This is a genomic window from Streptomyces sp. NPDC107581, assembly GCF_055657175.1.
Map to the genome: position 1 here is coordinate 25,706 of NZ_JBVKBH010000026.1, position 16,399 is coordinate 42,104.

Consider the following 16,399-nt stretch of genomic DNA (forward strand, 5'->3'; position numbering starts at 1 on the left):
CATCCGCAGGGGGCTGCTGTCGCCTCCGCGAGCGGTGGGCACAACCTGTGATCGTCGCCGTCGTTATGCGAACGAAGGAGACCAAGACGGCTGCTGCTGAGGATCTCCGGGTGGTGTCGCGCCCCGCGCGCCTGTGCTCGCAGGTCAAAGCAGGCAGTGACCATCACGCGGCGATGTTGAGTAAGAGCTACTGGCAGGGCGAGGAATCGATGACACCCATTTCGCTGTACGGGACCGGCCTGTTGAACGCGCACACGCCCGCTGCGGACGGTGAGGTGCCGCTCAGGCGCGGGGCGGAGCTGGTGGATCCCCTCCTGCGGGAGGTCATCGATCGGCTGCACCCGTCCTTGGCCGCGGTGTGCCGATACCACCTGGGATGGGCCAACGGTGACTGCCAGACATCGGTGCGACAGGTGGCCAAGCAAGTCCGCGCGGCGCTTGCGCTGCTTTCGGTCACCTCCGTCGGAGCGCCGGAGCAGTTCGCCGCCGTGGCGGGTACGGCGGTGGAGCTCGTGCACCAGCTCTCCCTGCTGCATGACGACATCATGGACGGCGACGCGGAGCGGCGGGGCAGGCCCGCCGCGTGGGCCCGGTTCGGAACCAGCGCTGCCGTGCTTGCTGGTGACGCCCTCATCGTCCAGGCCGTCGCCACGATCTTCCACGCGCAAGGTCCGGGAGCCCGCGCGGCGATGGAGGAACTCATCGCCACGGCAGAGCAGATGGTGGAGGGCCAGGCACAGGACCTCGCCCTGGAGCGCTGGGCCCTTCGGGAGATGTCCGCCAGCCGGTACCTGCGCATGGCGCGCGGCAAGACCGGCGCGCTCTTCGGCTGCGCGGCAGTCCTGGGGGCCGTGCTCGCGGACGCGCCGCCGCCCATGGTGCGCGCGCTGCGCAAGGCGGGAAGCGACCTCGGCGTGGCGTTCCAGATCCTTGACGACGTGCTCGGCCTGTGGGGCGACAGCGCGCTCACCGGGAAGCCTGTCGGCACGGATCTGATCCGGAGCAAGAAGACCTTGCCGCTGGTGCTGGCGGCCGAGTCGGGCACCGCCGACGGCTTGCGGATCGCGGACCTGCTCGACGCCGCCTCGCTGTCGCCAACCGATGTCCATGAGGTGATGCGCCTGTTGGAGGCCACAGGCAGCCGGGAACGCGCCGAGAAAGCCGCCGCCCACCATGTGGCGTCGGCCATCGCCGCGCTGGACGAGGCGGCGCTGCCCAAGGACGTGCGGCGGCAGTGGCGTTCCTTCATCGACTGCCTGTCCCGCCGCAGGCGCTGAAGCCGTCACCGATGCCGACGTGAACGGCATCTTGCCGAGCGCGCCCCATGCCTCGCCCGCCCACGCCCCGCGCAGGAGGAGACCCGCCGTGCCAGCTATCCCGTACGCCCTGCGCGTGCATGACGTCCACAAGGCCTACCGGTCGCGCCACGTGCTCAAAGGTGTCTCGTTCTGCCTTGAGCCAGGCACCCTGGCAGGAGTCGTGGGTGAGAACGGCTCGGGCAAGAGCACCTTGTTGCGCGTTTTGTGCGGGCAGATCGCCGCCGACGCGGGGGAAGTGGAGCACCGCGGTTCGCTGGGGTACTGCCCCCAGGAGGCGGTACTCAACGACGCGCTCACCGTCGACCAGCACCTGCGGTGGTTCCGGACCGCCTACCGCCTGGAGCGGAGCGGCCGCGCGGAGGAACTCTTGGACGAGCTGCACTTCGCCGAGTACCGGCACACACCTGTGGAGCGGCTCAGCGGCGGCACCCGACAGAAACTGAATCTGGCCCTCGCGCTCCTGCACGACCCGCACGTGCTGCTGCTCGACGAGCCGTACCAGGGCTTCGACTGGGAGACATACCTACACTTCTGGGACGTCGCGACCCGCCTGCGCGACCGGGGGCGCTGCGTTCTCGTCGTGTCGCACCTTGCCTGGGACACCCAACGCTTCGACGTCATCCACAGGCTGCGGGGCGGTGTGGCGGCGCCGTGGCGCGGAGAGAGCCAGCCGGCCGGCGTCCGAGGAGCGGCGCGTTGAGCCGGGCGGGAGAGACGTTTCGCACAGGTGTCGGCTTCGCGCTCCTTGAACACGCCCGCAACCGCCTGGCCCTCGTGCTGGCCGTCGGCTACATCCCTCTGTGGCTGACGCTGGAGCACTGGTTCGTCACCCCCGCTCCCCTGCGCTTCCTGCTGCGCGCGGCCGATCGGACCGTCACCGTCAACGGCAATCACCTGACCATGGTGTCCGGGGCCATCAGCGCGGTGACACTCATCGTCGGGTTCATGATGTTCATGACGACCTTCAAGGCCCTCGACTTCGACCGCAGGCTCGCGCTCGCCGGATACCCACGCACCTGCCTGCTCATGAGCAAGGTCATCGCGATGACGATCGCCTCCGCGCTCATCGCCGCGTACGCCACGGCCCTCGTATGCTGCTACTGGGACCCGGCCCGGCCCGGCCTCCTCGCGCTCGGCCTGTTCACCGCCGCGTTGAGCTATGGCGGTATCGGCATCCTGCTCGGCGCATTCCTGCGCAATGAACTCGCCGGGCTGTTCGTCATTATCATGGCCAGCCTGCTGGACAGCGTGATGCAGAACCCCACGAGCAACACGGGAGCCGACAAAAGCGGGCTCCAGCTCCTTCCCGGCTACGGCCCCATGCAGGTCTCGGTCGCCGCCAGCTTCACGCCCGATGCCACTCCCTACGGTCATCTGCTGCTCGGCCCCGCCTGGTACCTCGCCACATGGTTGCTCGGCACCGCCGTGTTCTTCGCACGGACCCGCAACCACCTGCCCGCACCCTCCACCCCACTGCCGACAGGGACAACCGCGTGAACCGCCACGACATCCTCTTCACCAGCGCCTGGCGAGCACCGCTCGCGCCGGAGGCCGTGTACGCGAAGCTCGCCGACGTCGGGGCCTACCCCTCCTGGTGGCCGGCCATCCGCTCCGTGCGGCAGATCGCCGACCGCGAATGCGAGGTCGTCATCAGGGCCCTGCTGCGCTACGAGCTGACGGCCCGCCTCACGCCGGTCGTGGAGGATCCCGCCGCGCACATTCTGGAGGCGGCAGTGGACGGTGACATCGAAGGAAGCGCCCGCTGGACCGTGGGACCCGATCCGGGCCACGGCTCCGTGGCCCGCTTCACCCAGCGCGTCACTGTACGGAAACCAGGGCTGCGCGGCTGGATGCCACTGGTGCGGCCCTTCTTCCACCTTAACCATGCGGTGGCCATGCGGTCGGGTCAGCGCGGTCTTGCGGCACAGGCGCGGTAGGTCCACTGCTGCTCAAGTCAGGCGTCGGCCGCGTATTGGTGGGCGCGACCGGCAGCGAAGTCCACTCCCCAGTCCAGGTCTCCGTCAGCGTCGGCCTGGGCGAGACGTGCGGTGAGACGCGTTCGACCTCTGCCGGCTCATCAACCTCGGCCTCGACTACCGAAACGGCTCCTGGAACCTAAAAGCTATTCGTCAGTCTTCCGGCACGGAGCCGCGCTCGCGCGCCCCGGCGGCAGCACACGGACTGGGCGGTGTGGTGACGCTCGGTCCGCGTGACCGACAACACACCCAGGGGTGAGGGAAACTGCGGTGTGCCGGGTGCAACGCCTTCTCCTGCGGATCGACCGAAGCCGCAGTAACCCGCTGGAGCTGCGGAGCCGGCGCGGATGCAGCGGCTCTTCCGGCGGCGAAGAGGGCTGCGGCGCCGCCACTGCGGCAGCGCCACGTCGCGTCATGTGATCACTCATGCGGCAGACCTTCGTCGATCATCTCCGCTGACACGGCGGCGGACGGGACCCCCTCGATCGGATGACGGTGATCCATCGCCTCGTGAGCCGTCCTGACCAGCAACGAAGCACCGAGGGATGCCGACGACCTCGATACGGCGCCGGCACCCGGATCAGTGTCCGTTCAGCCCGGCGGTCGTTGATCACCGGGCGGCAGCCCCGCCGCCGCAGCCCGCGCACGATTGGGAGAAGTCACATGATGCGCAAAGTCGTCACCGCATCAGCCGCCGTGCTGTGCCTGGCACTGTCCGGCACCACTCCGGCCTACGCAATCGTCGGCGGAACGGACGCCGCCTTGCAGAGCGCGCCCTATCAGGTCAGCCTCCGGGTAGACGGCTGGACGGGGAAGTCGCACGTCTGCAGTGGCTTCCTGCTCTCCGCCAACAAGGCCGTGGCCCCGGCCCACTGCGTCGACGGCCAGACGGCCAGCAAGCTGGAGGTGGCGTGGGGCGGCGCGGGACGGTCAACGCTCCCCTTCAAGAGCTCCGTCAGCTCGTACAAGATCCACCCGCAGTGGAACGCGGACACCCTGTTCGCCGACGTTGCGGTCCTCACTCTGGCCACGTACGCACAGGAGATGGGCGGAGTCCGGTTCGCCCGGCTCCCCAGCGAGGACCCGGCTCCGGGCACCGAGTTCACCGTGGCGGGTTGGGGCTCCACCGGACCAGAGACGCCCAACCTCCCCGAGAACCTCCAGGAGATCCAGGAGACAGTGGACACGCCCGCCGACTGCCGCTCCCAGGCGGGCGACGCACTCCAGGACGGCATGTTCTGCGGCCGCCCTCTCCCGGGACAGGGCGTCTGCAAGGGCGACTCGGGTGACCCGGCGGCCGTGGACGGCGTCATCTTCGGCATGATCACCGGCCGATTCTCGCCCTGCGGCGACGGCACCGACGATCTGTACACCAGCACAGCCGCCTACAAGAGCTTTATCGAATCAAACTAACGAACGCCTCACGCATACCCCCGGCATGCACTCGCGTGGGCCCTGCCCTATCTTGTGCCACTCGCCGGCCTCCCGGGTGGCCTGGACGGTGTGTCCGCACGGGTATTGCCATTGCCCCGGCCTGGTCGTTGTTCCACCAGGTGCTCTGGCAGGGGCAGCACCGCGGATGTGCGATCTCCTCACCGCCGCGGGCCCGGTGGCTGCGGCTCGCCGCGGCGGGCCAGCTGGGCAGTACTGTCACCCGCCCGGTGCCTGGCGACCGCCCTGACTCCACGACACCATCGTCCTGACTGCCAGTCAGCCAAAGGACGTCCAGCCATGGTCTCTGCTGTACCCCCGCCGGTGATGCACGCGCCCGGACCGCCCGGTCTCCCGCTGATCGGGCATCTCCTCGCCTTCGGCCGGGATCCGCTGGCCTTCTTCGCCCGACTGAGGGACGAGTACGGCGACTTCGCGAGCTGGTCGCTCGGGCCACGGCGCAGCCTGTTCATCTCCCGGCCCGAGCACATCGCCGAGTTCCTGGGCGCCGTCGAGGGGACCTTCGAGGTGATCGATCTCAGTTGGTCGTTGAAGCAGTTGGTCGGCGACAGCGTGATCCGCAGCCGGGGCGCCGACTGGCAGCGCAAGCGCTCGCTCGTCCAGCCAGTGGTCCGTCCACGCCAGGTGCGCGGGTACGCGACGACGATGGTCGACTGCGGCGTCGCGCACGCCGACCGCTGGCGTGGTGGCCAACGCATCGACGTCCTGAGCGAGATGACCACGCTCACCCAACGGATCGTCGTCCGCACGCTCTTCGGCGGCGACCTCGGCGACCAGGGCCGGGCGCTCGGAGCCGCCATGGTCGTGGCCCAGCGGGAGATCCGCGCCGAGTTGCGCGGCATCTCCTTCTTCCTGCCCGGCTGGGTCCGGACGCCCGGGCGCCGGCGCCTGCTCGCGGCCGTCGCGACGATCGACGCGGAGGTGAACCGCCTGATCGGCGATCGGCTGGCCGGCGGCGCCGCCCCTGAGCATGGCGATGACCTGCTCGCCCGCCTGCTGGCGGCCCGTGACGAGCAGGGACGTCCACTCTCGCGCAAGGAGGTCCGGGACGAGGCGGTGACACTCTGGGCGGCAGGCCACGAAACCACCTCGACCGCACTGACCTGGACCTGGTACCTGCTCTCCCGTTCCCCCGAGGCCCGCGCCCGGCTGACAGAGGAACTCGACCGGGTACTCGGTGGCCGTCCCCCGACCTTCGAGGACTACGAGCAACTCGGCTGGACCCGACAGATCGTCCAGGAGGCCATGCGTCTCTACCCGCCCGTCTGGACGCTGCCACCCGCGATGGCGCGGGAGGGCGCAACGCTCGGCGGTGTGCCCGTACCGGCCGGCACGACGGTGTGGTGCAGCCCGTGGACCACCCATCGCGACCCGCGCTGGTTCCCCGACCCGGCGTCTTTCCGCCCTGAGCGGTGGGACGCCGACTCGCCACACACGGTGCCCGACCACGCCTGGTTCCCTTTCGGCGGCGGCCAACGCGCCTGCCTCGGCGCGCGTTTCTCCCTGGTCGAGGCGACGCTGCTGCTGGCGACCCTCGCACAGCGCTTCCATCTCGTCGTTGACCCCGGCGAACCCGTCCCTCGTCCGGGCGCCATCCTTCAACCGGCCGAGCCACTGCGTGCAACCCTACGCACGCTGTAGACACCAGCGATCCAGACCGAACCGGTTCCAAAGCGCACGGCCAGACACCCTAGTCTGCCGCGGTGGGGGCTGGCTGGTGACACGTTCGTTAACGGCACGCACGCTGGGCCCTCAACGCCCAGGTGCTCGGCCACGTACGCGACCACCGGCAACGGCTCGGCCCCTTAGCTTGTTTTTAACCTCTGTGGAGGAGGGGAGAGTGACGTTGGCCGGTTCGGTGCTCAGGAGACCGTAGATGGTGCTCCTACCGTTGTAGCGATGCTCGTCCCCCGATTCCGGCGAGGGGTCCTGGCCGCCTCGCTGTTCCGTCGAGCGAACTGGAGGCAAGCGTGACTCCCCGCATGACTGTGAACCGAGAAGACGTCGTACGCAAGAACATCGAGGTCGTAGCTGCCCACCTTGACCGTGAGGCCCACGACATCGAGGCCGCGCTTGCTCTGTACACCGACGACGTGGTGTGGGAGGCCCCCTCCCGCGGCGTGGTCCTGCGCGGCAAGGACCGGATCGCTGAAAACTACCGTGACCTGTTCGAGTGCCTGGACATCCACTCCACCACCCTCCTGCGGCAGATCGCCACGGAGGAGTGGGTTTTCAACGACAAGCTCCTGTCCGTCACGATCACCGCAGACCGGATCCCGGGTCTGGACTTTCCCGTCGCTACGAAGCTGTCCGTGCGCAAGCTCGGTGCCTTTCAGCTGTGCGATGGCCTGATCTGCCGTGAGATCTCTCACGAGTCCTGGCGGCCCGCCGGCGGTATCACCGACAGCGACGACCTCCCGCCGGAAATCTGACCGGCATGCAGGTAGCAATACAGTAGGCCCCGGGTGGCTGCCCGTTCACACCAGTCGGTGGCCACCTGGGCTCGAACGCTGCCCAGAACTTGATCACCCGGGCGGGCATTCATCGGTTGTGGAAGCGGCCTACGCCGACACCGCCGACGTCGGCTTCTCGTGTGGTTCGTCCGGCGGTGCCGGCATGGGGCGCAGGCAACTACGGTGCCGGTAGACGCACTTCTCGGCGGCTTCACCCATGTTGTGCCAGAGGTGCCATCGGTCGGCGACTTGGAGTGCTTGCGGGGCGCCACGGGTGGCGAAGAAGGGGGCGCGATCACGGCAGACGATCTCTATACCGGGCCGCTCCGCCAACCAGGCCGCGAGCGTGTCCGCGCAAGAGGTCGATGGGGCGACGTGTTTCGGGGACGTCCCGGGAGGCGACGTGGAGCGGCACCCCGAGGCGGTCGGCCAAGGCACGGCTCGCCTCAACGGTGGCCGTGCCCGGCTCGGGGTCGCCAGGGCGGTGGTAAACGGTCGCCGGTGACTCCTCTGAATGTCGTCAGTACGCCCCGAACGACCAGAAGACGCCCACCTCGTCGTCGTTCACCGCGATCAGGCCCAGATCCTCGAGGAAATCGAGGCCGTTGAGGTACTCGGAGGTGAGGAAGCTGTGGGATTCAGTCCCCTGGAGGCCCGCTGCGAGGAAGTCCGGGGCCGGGTTGATGGGGATCTTTGAAATTGGCTCTGTCCGCAGTTCCGTGAATGATCTCGTGGCGTGAAGCGGTGGATCATGCGCCGCGCAGTACACCACCGGGTCAGATCATGCGGGTGTCAGTGGGTCTACGCGTGCCAGCACGTCGGCGAGAGAAGCCCCGGTTCGTGCTGCAGTGATTCGACGCGCTCGCAACTGGGCCCGGGTACGGGGGCGGAACTTGGGGTCCTTGCCGCAGCCGCAGGGTTCGCGGCCCTCGTAACGCAGTCCGGCGGCCAGCACGGCTGCCACGACGGTCCACGTCTTGGTATCGCGGCGCCGTGGTGCCGCGAAGTCATGGCCAGCACAGACCATGGGCTCGGAGCATCGGGGGCATCGGTGGCCGCCGGGCCCGGGGTGCCGCTTGAACGCGACGCGGCAGGGCGCGCACACGTAATGCAGCTTGTAGGGCTTCTCGGCGTAGTAACACACGAGGTGAACGTACCCGGCATTGTGGTGGCTGGCGAGGAGGTTTCCGTAGCGCGGCTCATGGATGGGTGAGGATGCGGGTTCGCAGGAGTTCGAACGAGGCTCGGCCATACATAGCCCGCTTGAGCGTTTTCACCCGATTCACATGCCCTTCGACGACCCCGGAGCTCCAGGGCAGGGACAGGCCGGCGGTCACCGCGTCGAGGTCCTGGCGGAGGAAGCCGGCGAAGCCCTTCATCGGCTTCGGTGCGTCCTGCTCGGCCTGCCGGATCCACTCCAGCAACAGGTATCCGCGCTGGTGGCGGACAAGTTCGGCGAACGCCCGAGCGAGATCGCAGGCCCGGGTGATGTCCGGGCAGGCGAGCCGGACTTGAAGGAGCCGCTCGTCCTGGCTGGCGGTCAGTGTCTCTCGGGGCCGCATGATCCACGAGGTGATCTTGCGAGGGCTCGGGATGTCGGCCCGGACCGGTTCGGCGGTGCCCGCTCGGAGGGCGGCGAGGTGTTTGCGGACGACCTGGCGGCTGCCGTGGTAGCCGCGAGCCTGGATCTCCAGGAACAGCTGGGTGCCGCTGACCTGGCCTTGGGCTTCGGTGAAGCGGGCGTTGAGGTATGCCTTGAATGGCTCCAGGACGCCGTTGGGGCGGCGCTCGCGGGCGGAGGCCAGCAGCTCGTCGAGGTCCGTGTCGCGGAAGCGGCGCACGGTCTTGCGGTCGAGGTTCAGACGGCGGGCGATGGCGCTGATGGTCCATCGTTTCTCCAGCAGTCGATGGATGTCCTCGTAGCGATGGCGGGTGCGTTCGATGATCTGGGTGCGGGGCAGTTCCGCGGGAGGTAACAGCATCGGGGGCGGTTCCGACACCTCGGTCACCGGCTCTTCCTCGGCACGTTTGCGCAGGCAGTCGCGGTGCTGATGACAGGTCTTCTCCACTGCGGCGGACAGGTTCTGTAACAGGTGCCAGCGATCAGCCACTTCTAGGGCATGCGGGGCGGCTTCCTTGACCGCCTTGGTGTATGCGGTGGCCCGGTCCCGACAGATGATCTCGACTCCGGGATGGCCCTTGAGCCAGGCCGCGAACGTTTCGGAGGTGCGGTCGGGCAGTACGTCCACGACCCTGCCGGCCTCGACGTCGACCAGCACGGTGCCGTAGGTGCAGCCCTTGCGGAAGGCGAACTCATCCACACCCAACACCCGCGGCGCACGGTCCGGCACCGCCGGCGCCGTCAGCAGCCTGAGCAGCCGAGTCTTGCCCGCGGCCAGCCGCAGACGACGGCACAGCCGCGCGGCCGGACGGCCGCCGAGTTCGATCGCGATCGACCGCAGCCAGCCTGTCAGCCCGGTACTGGAGCGGCGGTGCCGCTCGGACAGGCCCGGCACCTGCTCGACGAACGTCTTGCGGGAACAGCTCTTCCGGTCGCAGAAGTACCGGTGGACCCGCAGCCGGACTATGACCCGGCGGGATCCCAACGGCCTTTCATCCAGGGTTCGTTGGTACCAGCTGTGTATGCGTCTCGCCTGTTTCTGGCAGTCTGGGCACCGACCCGGGCGAGCGGTGGACACCGCCTCCACTACAAGGACGTCGGAGGAGTCGCTGACGCGGTCCACTCGCACGTCGATCCCGGGAAACAACACATCCTCGACCGTCTTGCTCGCCATGCCGGGACATACTCTGCCGAAACGATCCCTCGCTCACTCCGCTGACCTGGGGATTCACGGAACTGCGGACAGAGCCTTGAAATTGACCAGTGCCGCTCGTCGCCCCACTCGATCCGACATTCAACGGAGTGGGGAATTTTCACGAGCGAGGTGCGGCGTTGTCGGCTGGCGCCGCCCGATTGTGGAGTGTGCGGGCCGTGCCGGCCAGTGCGTTCGCTGGTGTTCGGATGGTGCCGCACGAACGCCGCATCCCTATCGTTGCGCCATGACGGACGAACAACTCCCTGCACAGGTCTTCCCGAACCGTTTTCCTGAGGCGATGGACTCCCGGCCCGGGGCGCCCCAAGACCGCTGCCACTGCTTCGACCAGGTCCGGGTGAGTCCGCCCGGCGCGGCGACGTCCTTCCACGCCGAGATCCAGGACACCAGTGCTCCGGGCTGGCTCCGGCTGCTGGAGCTGATCGAGGAGGCGGCGGCCGAAGGCCGGGAGGAGTTCCGCCCGCTGCCGGAGCTGAGCCCCGAGGAGCGGCGGCAGATCGTGACGCTGCCGGCGTCGATCGGCCGGCTGACGGCGGTGCGGACCCTTGTGCTGTACGGAAGCAACCTGGTTCGGATACCTTCGGAGATCGGCAAGATGACGAGCCTGGAGGAGTTCAGCCCCTACACCTCGCATCGGCTGCACTGGTTCCCGTACGAGATCACGCGGTGCGGTCGGCTGGCGAACAGCACGGTGAGCACGCGCTCGATCTACGGCAACTTCAAGTACCGGCCGCCGTTCCCGCGGCTCCTCCCGCCCGGCGATACGTTCCTGGACCTCGACAGCCTGGCTCCCTTCCGCTGGGGAACCACCGCGGCCCGCACCTGCAGTGTCTGCACCGGGCCGATCTCGGCGACGGGCCCTCACCAGGCTTGGCTCTCCCAGGTGGTGGCGACCGACGTCCTGCCGCTACTAGTCAACGCCTGCTCCCAGGCGTGCCTCGACGATCTACCACCTGGGGCGAAGGACTGCATCCCTACACCTCATCGGGGCGGTGCGATCGAACAGCCTCCGCCGCGTTGACCATCGTCACCCGGGCCCCACAGTCCTGACATAGCAGAGCTGGTGGCTATCCTCGTACTGCGCCACCTTGCTGAGAAGTTCGACGCCGTGGACGCGCCGGCGGGCGAGGACGTCGTTGATGTCGTCGACGGCGAAGGCGACGCGGTGCAGACCCAGCGTGTTGGGCGACGTGTTCCGCTGTTGCCGCCTTCGAGCCGCCAGGCCCCACCACAGAAGCCGCAATGGATCGGCGGGGCGCGGGGGGGCGAGGAACATCGGAACGAAAACCGGCGCTAAGCCCTCGTCGCCCCTGATGGGCGGCCGACCGGCCGTCGGCCGCGAAGCGGGTCCGAAGTCGTCCCCCAGATAACACCCCAATATCTGCGGTACCTTGATCCGTCATCTGCGGTGACGTTCTCTGGCCACTGCGCGAAGCGGCCCTGTTATCCGCGGCAGGGGGAAGTTGCCGCCTCACCCCTTCAACGTCAGCAGCGGCTTGTCCGTGCGGGTGCCGGCCGTGGGGGCGGCCAGACCGACGCCTGCCCGGCCGCTCAGGCCGTCGTCGGTGGCGGCGAGCACGTCGGCGACTGCGGTGACCGTGGCGACAGACCACAGCGGATACTTGGTGGAGGTGCCCATGGGCATGCCCTTTCCGGGCCTGCTCCGTGTGCAGGCCAGCCGACCAGAATGACATGCGCGCGCTGCGGCGCTCGGGGATTCACCACCTTCGACGCACGTGCAGTGCTGCGCCGTGGCTCACCCTTCGTACCGGAGACGGCGAAACCGGTGGCGGGGGCTTGCCGGCGCGGGACGGTGGGTACGGCGTTTTCAGCCGTAGGGGGAGGGGGCCGTGGTGCAGAGGATGGAGCCGGGGCGGGTGCTCGGTGGGCGCTATCGGGTCCGCGGGCAGATGAGGTCCGGGGGGTACGAACGTGTGTGGAGGGCGTACGACGAGGTCCTGCAGGTAGAGGTGACGGTCGAGGAGGTGGGGGCGGCGGGTGCGACGGGGGCGGACTGGATGGCGGGGTCCCTGCGCGCGGCCACCAGAAATCTGCGGGGCCATCCCAGCGTCATCCTCGTGGATGACGTCGTGGAGGCGGGCGGTGTGCTGTGGGCCGTCGTGCCCTTTGTCGACGGCCCGTCCCTCGCCGACCACCTGGCCGAGCATGGCCGGATGCCCCTTGAGCGGGTGCGGGAGGTCGCGCGGGAACTGCTTGCCGCGCTGGAGGCGATGCACGCGGCCGGGATCGTCCACGGAAATGTACGGCCCGCCAACGTCCGCTTAGACCGCTCCCGGTGGGTCCTGCTTCCCGGAACAGACGCACTGGCATGGGCGAACTTCCGGACCACCTGGGACGCAGTGGAGAGCGTCCTCACGCCGGGCTACAGCGCCCCCGAGATTCTGCACGGCGGTCCCCGGAGGCCGAGCAGTGACCTGTTCTCGCTGGGGGTGACCCTCTACCACCTTGTCACGGGGCACGCGCCCTTCCAACGGGACAGCGTCGTGGCGACCCTCGCGGCCGTGGTGTTGGAGGAACCGCCGCCACTGGGGCGTATCGGCGGACTTGAGGTGCTCATCGAGGGACTCCTGGTCAAGGACCCTGAATTGCGGCTGACGGTGGCCGGGGCGCAGCGGGCGCTCGCAGAGGTCGGAGAGGCCAGACCTGAGCCGGACGCGGAAGCCGGGGCCACCTCGGCCGGATCAGCCGCCGGGGCGGCGGTGGGCAAGGCATCCGGCTACGCCGTCGGCATGGCTGGGCGGGGGCTCGCGACGGCCGGGTGGGGGATTGCGGTGGTCCTCACGGTGACACTGACGCTGGGGCACGTCAGCGTGGGCGACGTCTCGGGCCTGCTCGTAACTCTGCTGCCCTGGGCGGTCTTCGTCCTCGGGGTTTTCGTCCTCGCTGTGCAGGCGCGCGCGGCCCTCGCGCGGCGGAGCTCCCCCGAGGTGCCCTTATGGCGGGAGTACGTCCGGTCGCTTGCGCCACCCGCGCCGTGGACCGACGAGGAGAGGGACCGGCGTCGTGCTGCCGCCGAACGGGCCGTGAACGAAGCACTGGTGACGGCCGACCACCGGATGGCGGCCGCATCGCAGGGCAGCGGCAGGGGGACGAGTGATGTCTGACCAGGAGACACCGTCCACCCAGGCCCCCGCCCAGCTGGTGCCGTCCTTCCCCGAGGCCGACGAGGCGCGCAAGTGGCAGCAGATCGACCCGGACCACCTCGCCTGGCGGCGGGAGCTCGTCGAGCGGCAGCTGCGCCGCGAACGCCTCGACCAGTGGGCGGGCTACGGGTTCCGGCTGCTTGAGCACACGATCGTGGTGGGGTTCGGTGTGGCCTTCGTCTGGCTGGGGTTCTACGCCGTGGACCACAAGGCGTCCATGCAGGTGGTGCCCATGATCGGCGGCGGGATCGCCGCGCTCGCCGGTGCCGTGCTCGCGGTGCGCAACCGCAAGGAGTGACGGCCGCGAACTGCTGCGCATGGCACGGACACCCGATGGCATCCTGCGCGACGCGCTCACCGCCCGCGCGAAGAGGGCCGGCGCCTGAGGCAACGCGAGGGGCCACGCCGACTCCGGCGGGGCCCCTCGCGTGATCAACGGGGCTGCTACACCGCTGCCCACTCCAACCCGAGATCCGCCAGCTGCTGGAGTTGGTCCGCGGTGAGCTTGGCGCGCCTGCTCTTGCTGTTGCTCAGAAATACGCCAAGCCGGACTTTGGCCCCGTCCTCCAGCTGCTCTACGTGGGCCCTGGGGACCTTCGCAGAGCCCGTGCGGGCCTTGTACCGCACCAAGGCCGCAACACCCCGCTCGAAGGCGCTCACGGGCGCCGTAGAGGGCTTTGCGGGCTCTTCCAGGTGCGGAGCCAGCGGTGTGATGCCGAGCTGCTCCAGGCGTTCGCGCTGCCCGTCCGTCAGGGCCTCCCAGACCTTCGGCGTCCGTTGCTTGGCCAGCCATTTGCCGATATCCATGCCGTGGACGGTGAACCCGGGCAAGACCTCCGCCTGGCCCTCTTCGTCGGCCACCAGCTCGCTCAGCACGGCGTAGTGCCGCTGCCACTCCGCCGGCCACTCCGGGTTCCAGTCCTCGTCCACAGCCTCCAGCGCCGTCTTCCACTCGGAGTGGCCCTCCAGCGCACCAGGACGGCGGAGGTTGGACAGCCACTGCCCCACCGGCCGGTCCAGCGCCGTGGCGGACCGGGGCGCGCACAGCGTCCAGTGCTGCTCGTAGTACGCCTTGGCAGCTTCCAGGTTTTCCTGGAACCGCTCATCCGCCAGCGACCAGACCATGCTCAGCTTCTCCAGCCGCTGTGCCCGCTGACCGGTCATTTGCCCGGCGCTGTACGCGCGTCGCTGCTCGGCGACCCACTGCCCGAGCGGGTAGGCACCCTCCTTGTGGCTGTAAGGCACCCGCGCGTGGTGCTCGCGGTCGACGAACCGGCGCAGCGCCGTCCAGCCGCGGGCCCAGTCCTGCCGTTCGGTGTCGATCACGTTGAAACTGACCCACTCGGCGACCATCACCGGGTTGCGCGGTGCCGCGAACCGCAGCAGCAGACGGGATTCCTCCTCGCCTTCCGAGGGTGCCGCGCCGATGTAAATGGAGGGCTGCGCGACGTCCTTCTGTGGCTCCTGCGGGATGGCGAGGAGTTCGACAGCTTCTTCGTCGTGGGCGCGCAAGCCGGCCAGGACTTTCACCAGGGGCTGGTAGGAGGCGGAGGTGAACATATCCTCGGGCTGTTCTCCCGGCTGGAGAAAGACGGGCACGATCAAAGAGGCCAGTTTCCCCTGTCCCGGCTTTTGCCGCAGCGCGCGTCCGATGGCCTGGACGATGTCGTGGGGCGCCCCTTTCGGGTCCAGGAGCGCGACGGATTCGACGGCGCGGATGTCGATTCCCTCGCCCAGGACGCGGCAGTTGGACAAGACGGCGCGTCGTGCGGTGGTGCTGTAGCTGGCCAGGACCCTCTGTCGGTGCTCGGGAGCGTGTTCCCCGCACAGCCAGTCGGCCCAGATCGCCTTCGGGTACTTCTCTGGCTGGTCGGCGTGCAGTTTGGCGGCGACGTCCTCGAGGCCTTCCGCGTACGCGGCGGCTTCCATCGTGCGGTGGTGAAAGGTGAGGCATGTGTTCAGCTGATGGTCACTCATGGTCCGTAGCAGCGCGGCCTGTAGGGCGCCGAGGCGCTGCCCGCGTACCTCCTCGGTGCGCCGGTCCGCGCCCATCAGTCGTTCCGGTGTGACGAGCGGGTCGGTCAGTTCCATGATGATGATCTGGTAGCGGGCAAGCAGTCCTCGGGTGACGGCCGACGCGAGGGTGAGTTTGTAGAGGACGGGCCCGAAGATCTCCTCGTCGTCCATGGAGGCGGCCATCTCTTCGGGCAGTGCGTCCCGAACGCCTTCGGCGACTTCCCAGTGCGGGGCTCGTTCCTGCCAGATCCGGGGGGTTGCGGTCAGGTAGAGCCGGCGGGCGGCCGGGATGACGGCTTGGTCGTGGATGAGCGCCCACGCTTTGCCCATCGACCCGGATGTGCGGTGCGCTTCGTCGACCACCGTGAGGTCGACGGGGGCCAGTTGCTGGCCGTAGGCGCCCTCGAATGCCTCGGCCAGCACGGGCAGGGAGGCGTAGGTGGCGTAGATAGTGACCGGTCCGGAGCCGTGCCAGAGTGCCAGCTGGATCGGGTTGGTGGTGCAGCGGAGCTTCAGGTTCCACAGCTCCGGGTCGTCCTGGAGGGAGCACACTGCGACGGCTGGCCCGTTGTGCCCGGCGGCATGCCAGGCCTGCGCGGTCTGGGCCAGCAGTTCCAGCGTCGGTACCAGGACCAGAGTCCTGCCTTTGGGTGCGATCCTGCGTGCGGCGGCCGCCGCCATGAGCGTTTTCCCGGTGCCGCAGGCGGCGTGGACCTGGCCTCGAAGACCCTTCGCGGGGATCCCGCCGGGCGGCACGTCCAGGCCGCGCACGATGGCACCGACGGCCTCGACCTGGTGGCCGCGGAGACGGATGTCAGGCATGCGCGGTCCTCTTCCGTTCCCTTGCGTGCAAGCAGACAACCCCGGCCGGGCCGCTCAGGAGCCGGAGGAGGCACAACGCAGCCTCAACACACTGCGGCGTCGTAGCACTCCGCCAAGTGTGACATCGAATCTAGTTGGCCAGCGGCTCGGGCATGGGGGCAGGTAGCGGCGCGGCGTCGATTCCGGGGGCGGCCACCTTACCGAGAGGAAGTTGGCCAGAAGGGACCTGCGGGTTCTCGGCCGTTGCGATCGCAGCGAGAATTGTGACTCACGTCCGCCCTGCTCTTCTACGCCTTCCTCGCGGTCACCGCCGCCCTCGAACGCGACGCAGCAGACGACGACGGCATCGGCTGATCCCGCTCA

General features: G+C 68.8%; 15 protein-coding genes and 1 pseudogene. 11 read left to right on the forward strand and 5 right to left on the reverse strand.

Annotated features, from left to right (window positions below):
* Nucleotides 1–47 precede the first annotated feature (47 nt).
* From ACZ7P3_RS40115 to ACZ7P3_RS40145, 7 genes are all read left to right on the forward strand, one after another.
* Nucleotides 48–1,277, forward strand: coding sequence for a polyprenyl synthetase family protein (locus ACZ7P3_RS40115; RefSeq protein ID WP_472089485.1), 1,230 nt, complete (start codon nt 48–50; stop codon nt 1,275–1,277).
* Nucleotides 1,278–1,365: 88 nt separating this feature from the next.
* On the forward strand, nt 1,366–2,019 hold the full coding sequence (locus tag ACZ7P3_RS40120; protein WP_472089486.1) for an ABC transporter ATP-binding protein: 654 nt from the start codon (nt 1,366–1,368) through the stop codon (nt 2,017–2,019).
* On the forward strand, nt 2,016–2,816 hold the full coding sequence (locus tag ACZ7P3_RS40125) for an ABC transporter permease (protein WP_472089488.1): 801 nt from the start codon (nt 2,016–2,018) through the stop codon (nt 2,814–2,816). The genes ACZ7P3_RS40120 and ACZ7P3_RS40125 overlap by 4 nt, the downstream gene beginning before the upstream one ends.
* A complete protein-coding gene (locus tag ACZ7P3_RS40130) occupies nt 2,813–3,256 on the forward strand; it encodes an SRPBCC family protein (protein WP_472089490.1) in 444 nt (147 codons plus the stop codon). Before ACZ7P3_RS40125 ends, ACZ7P3_RS40130 begins: the two co-directional genes overlap by 4 nt.
* Nucleotides 3,257–3,958: 702 nt before the next feature.
* A complete protein-coding gene (locus tag ACZ7P3_RS40135; RefSeq protein WP_472089491.1) occupies nt 3,959–4,708 on the forward strand; it encodes a S1 family peptidase in 750 nt (249 codons plus the stop codon).
* Between the two features lie 318 nt (nt 4,709–5,026).
* Complete coding sequence (locus ACZ7P3_RS40140; protein WP_472089493.1) at nt 5,027–6,388, forward strand: cytochrome P450; 1,362 nt, start codon at nt 5,027–5,029, stop codon at nt 6,386–6,388.
* Nucleotides 6,389–6,729: 341 nt separating this feature from the next.
* A complete protein-coding gene (locus tag ACZ7P3_RS40145; protein ID WP_472089494.1) occupies nt 6,730–7,179 on the forward strand; it encodes a nuclear transport factor 2 family protein in 450 nt (149 codons plus the stop codon).
* A 189-nt stretch (nt 7,180–7,368) separates the two neighbouring features.
* Here ACZ7P3_RS40145 and ACZ7P3_RS40150 read toward each other — a convergent pair.
* The 3 genes and pseudogenes from ACZ7P3_RS40150 to ACZ7P3_RS40160 form a co-directional block, all read right to left on the reverse strand.
* A pseudogene (locus ACZ7P3_RS40150) lies at nt 7,369–7,551 on the reverse strand (ISL3 family transposase); the annotation flags it as partial.
* A gap of 169 nt (nt 7,552–7,720) precedes the next feature.
* Nucleotides 7,721–7,972, reverse strand: coding sequence for a hypothetical protein (locus ACZ7P3_RS40155; RefSeq protein ID WP_472089496.1), 252 nt, complete (start codon nt 7,970–7,972; stop codon nt 7,721–7,723).
* Nucleotides 7,973–8,399: 427 nt separating this feature from the next.
* A complete protein-coding gene (locus tag ACZ7P3_RS40160) occupies nt 8,400–9,995 on the reverse strand; it encodes an ISL3 family transposase (RefSeq protein ID WP_472089497.1) in 1,596 nt (531 codons plus the stop codon).
* 265 nt (nt 9,996–10,260) lie between these two features.
* On the opposite strand from ACZ7P3_RS40160, the gene ACZ7P3_RS40165 reads away from it, so the two are divergent.
* Together ACZ7P3_RS40165 and ACZ7P3_RS40170 are read left to right on the forward strand one after the other, a co-directional pair.
* On the forward strand, nt 10,261–11,055 hold the full coding sequence (locus tag ACZ7P3_RS40165; protein WP_472089499.1) for a leucine-rich repeat domain-containing protein: 795 nt from the start codon (nt 10,261–10,263) through the stop codon (nt 11,053–11,055).
* A 42-nt stretch (nt 11,056–11,097) separates the two neighbouring features.
* On the forward strand, nt 11,098–11,331 hold the full coding sequence (locus ACZ7P3_RS40170) for a hypothetical protein (RefSeq protein ID WP_472089500.1): 234 nt from the start codon (nt 11,098–11,100) through the stop codon (nt 11,329–11,331).
* Between the two features lie 174 nt (nt 11,332–11,505).
* Here ACZ7P3_RS40170 and ACZ7P3_RS40175 read toward each other — a convergent pair whose 3' ends face one another.
* Nucleotides 11,506–11,673, reverse strand: a complete 168-nt coding sequence (locus ACZ7P3_RS40175) for a hypothetical protein (protein ID WP_472089501.1) — start codon at nt 11,671–11,673, stop codon at nt 11,506–11,508.
* 211 nt (nt 11,674–11,884) lie between these two features.
* Here ACZ7P3_RS40175 and ACZ7P3_RS40180 point away from each other — a divergent pair, with 211 nt between their 5' ends.
* Together ACZ7P3_RS40180 and ACZ7P3_RS40185 are read left to right on the forward strand one after the other, a co-directional pair.
* The gene (locus ACZ7P3_RS40180; protein WP_472089503.1) at nt 11,885–13,159 is read left to right on the forward strand and encodes a serine/threonine-protein kinase; all 1,275 of its coding nucleotides are present in this window, start codon (nt 11,885–11,887) and stop codon (nt 13,157–13,159) included.
* On the forward strand, nt 13,152–13,496 hold the full coding sequence (locus ACZ7P3_RS40185; RefSeq protein ID WP_472089504.1) for a hypothetical protein: 345 nt from the start codon (nt 13,152–13,154) through the stop codon (nt 13,494–13,496). The genes ACZ7P3_RS40180 and ACZ7P3_RS40185 overlap by 8 nt, the downstream gene beginning before the upstream one ends.
* Nucleotides 13,497–13,642: 146 nt before the next feature.
* Here ACZ7P3_RS40185 and ACZ7P3_RS40190 read toward each other — a convergent pair whose 3' ends face one another.
* Nucleotides 13,643–16,036 carry a helicase associated domain-containing protein gene (locus ACZ7P3_RS40190; protein ID WP_472089506.1) on the reverse strand — a complete coding sequence of 798 codons (2,394 nt, stop codon included), beginning with the start codon at nt 16,034–16,036 and terminating at the stop codon, nt 13,643–13,645.
* Nucleotides 16,037–16,399: the final 363 nt, after the last annotated feature.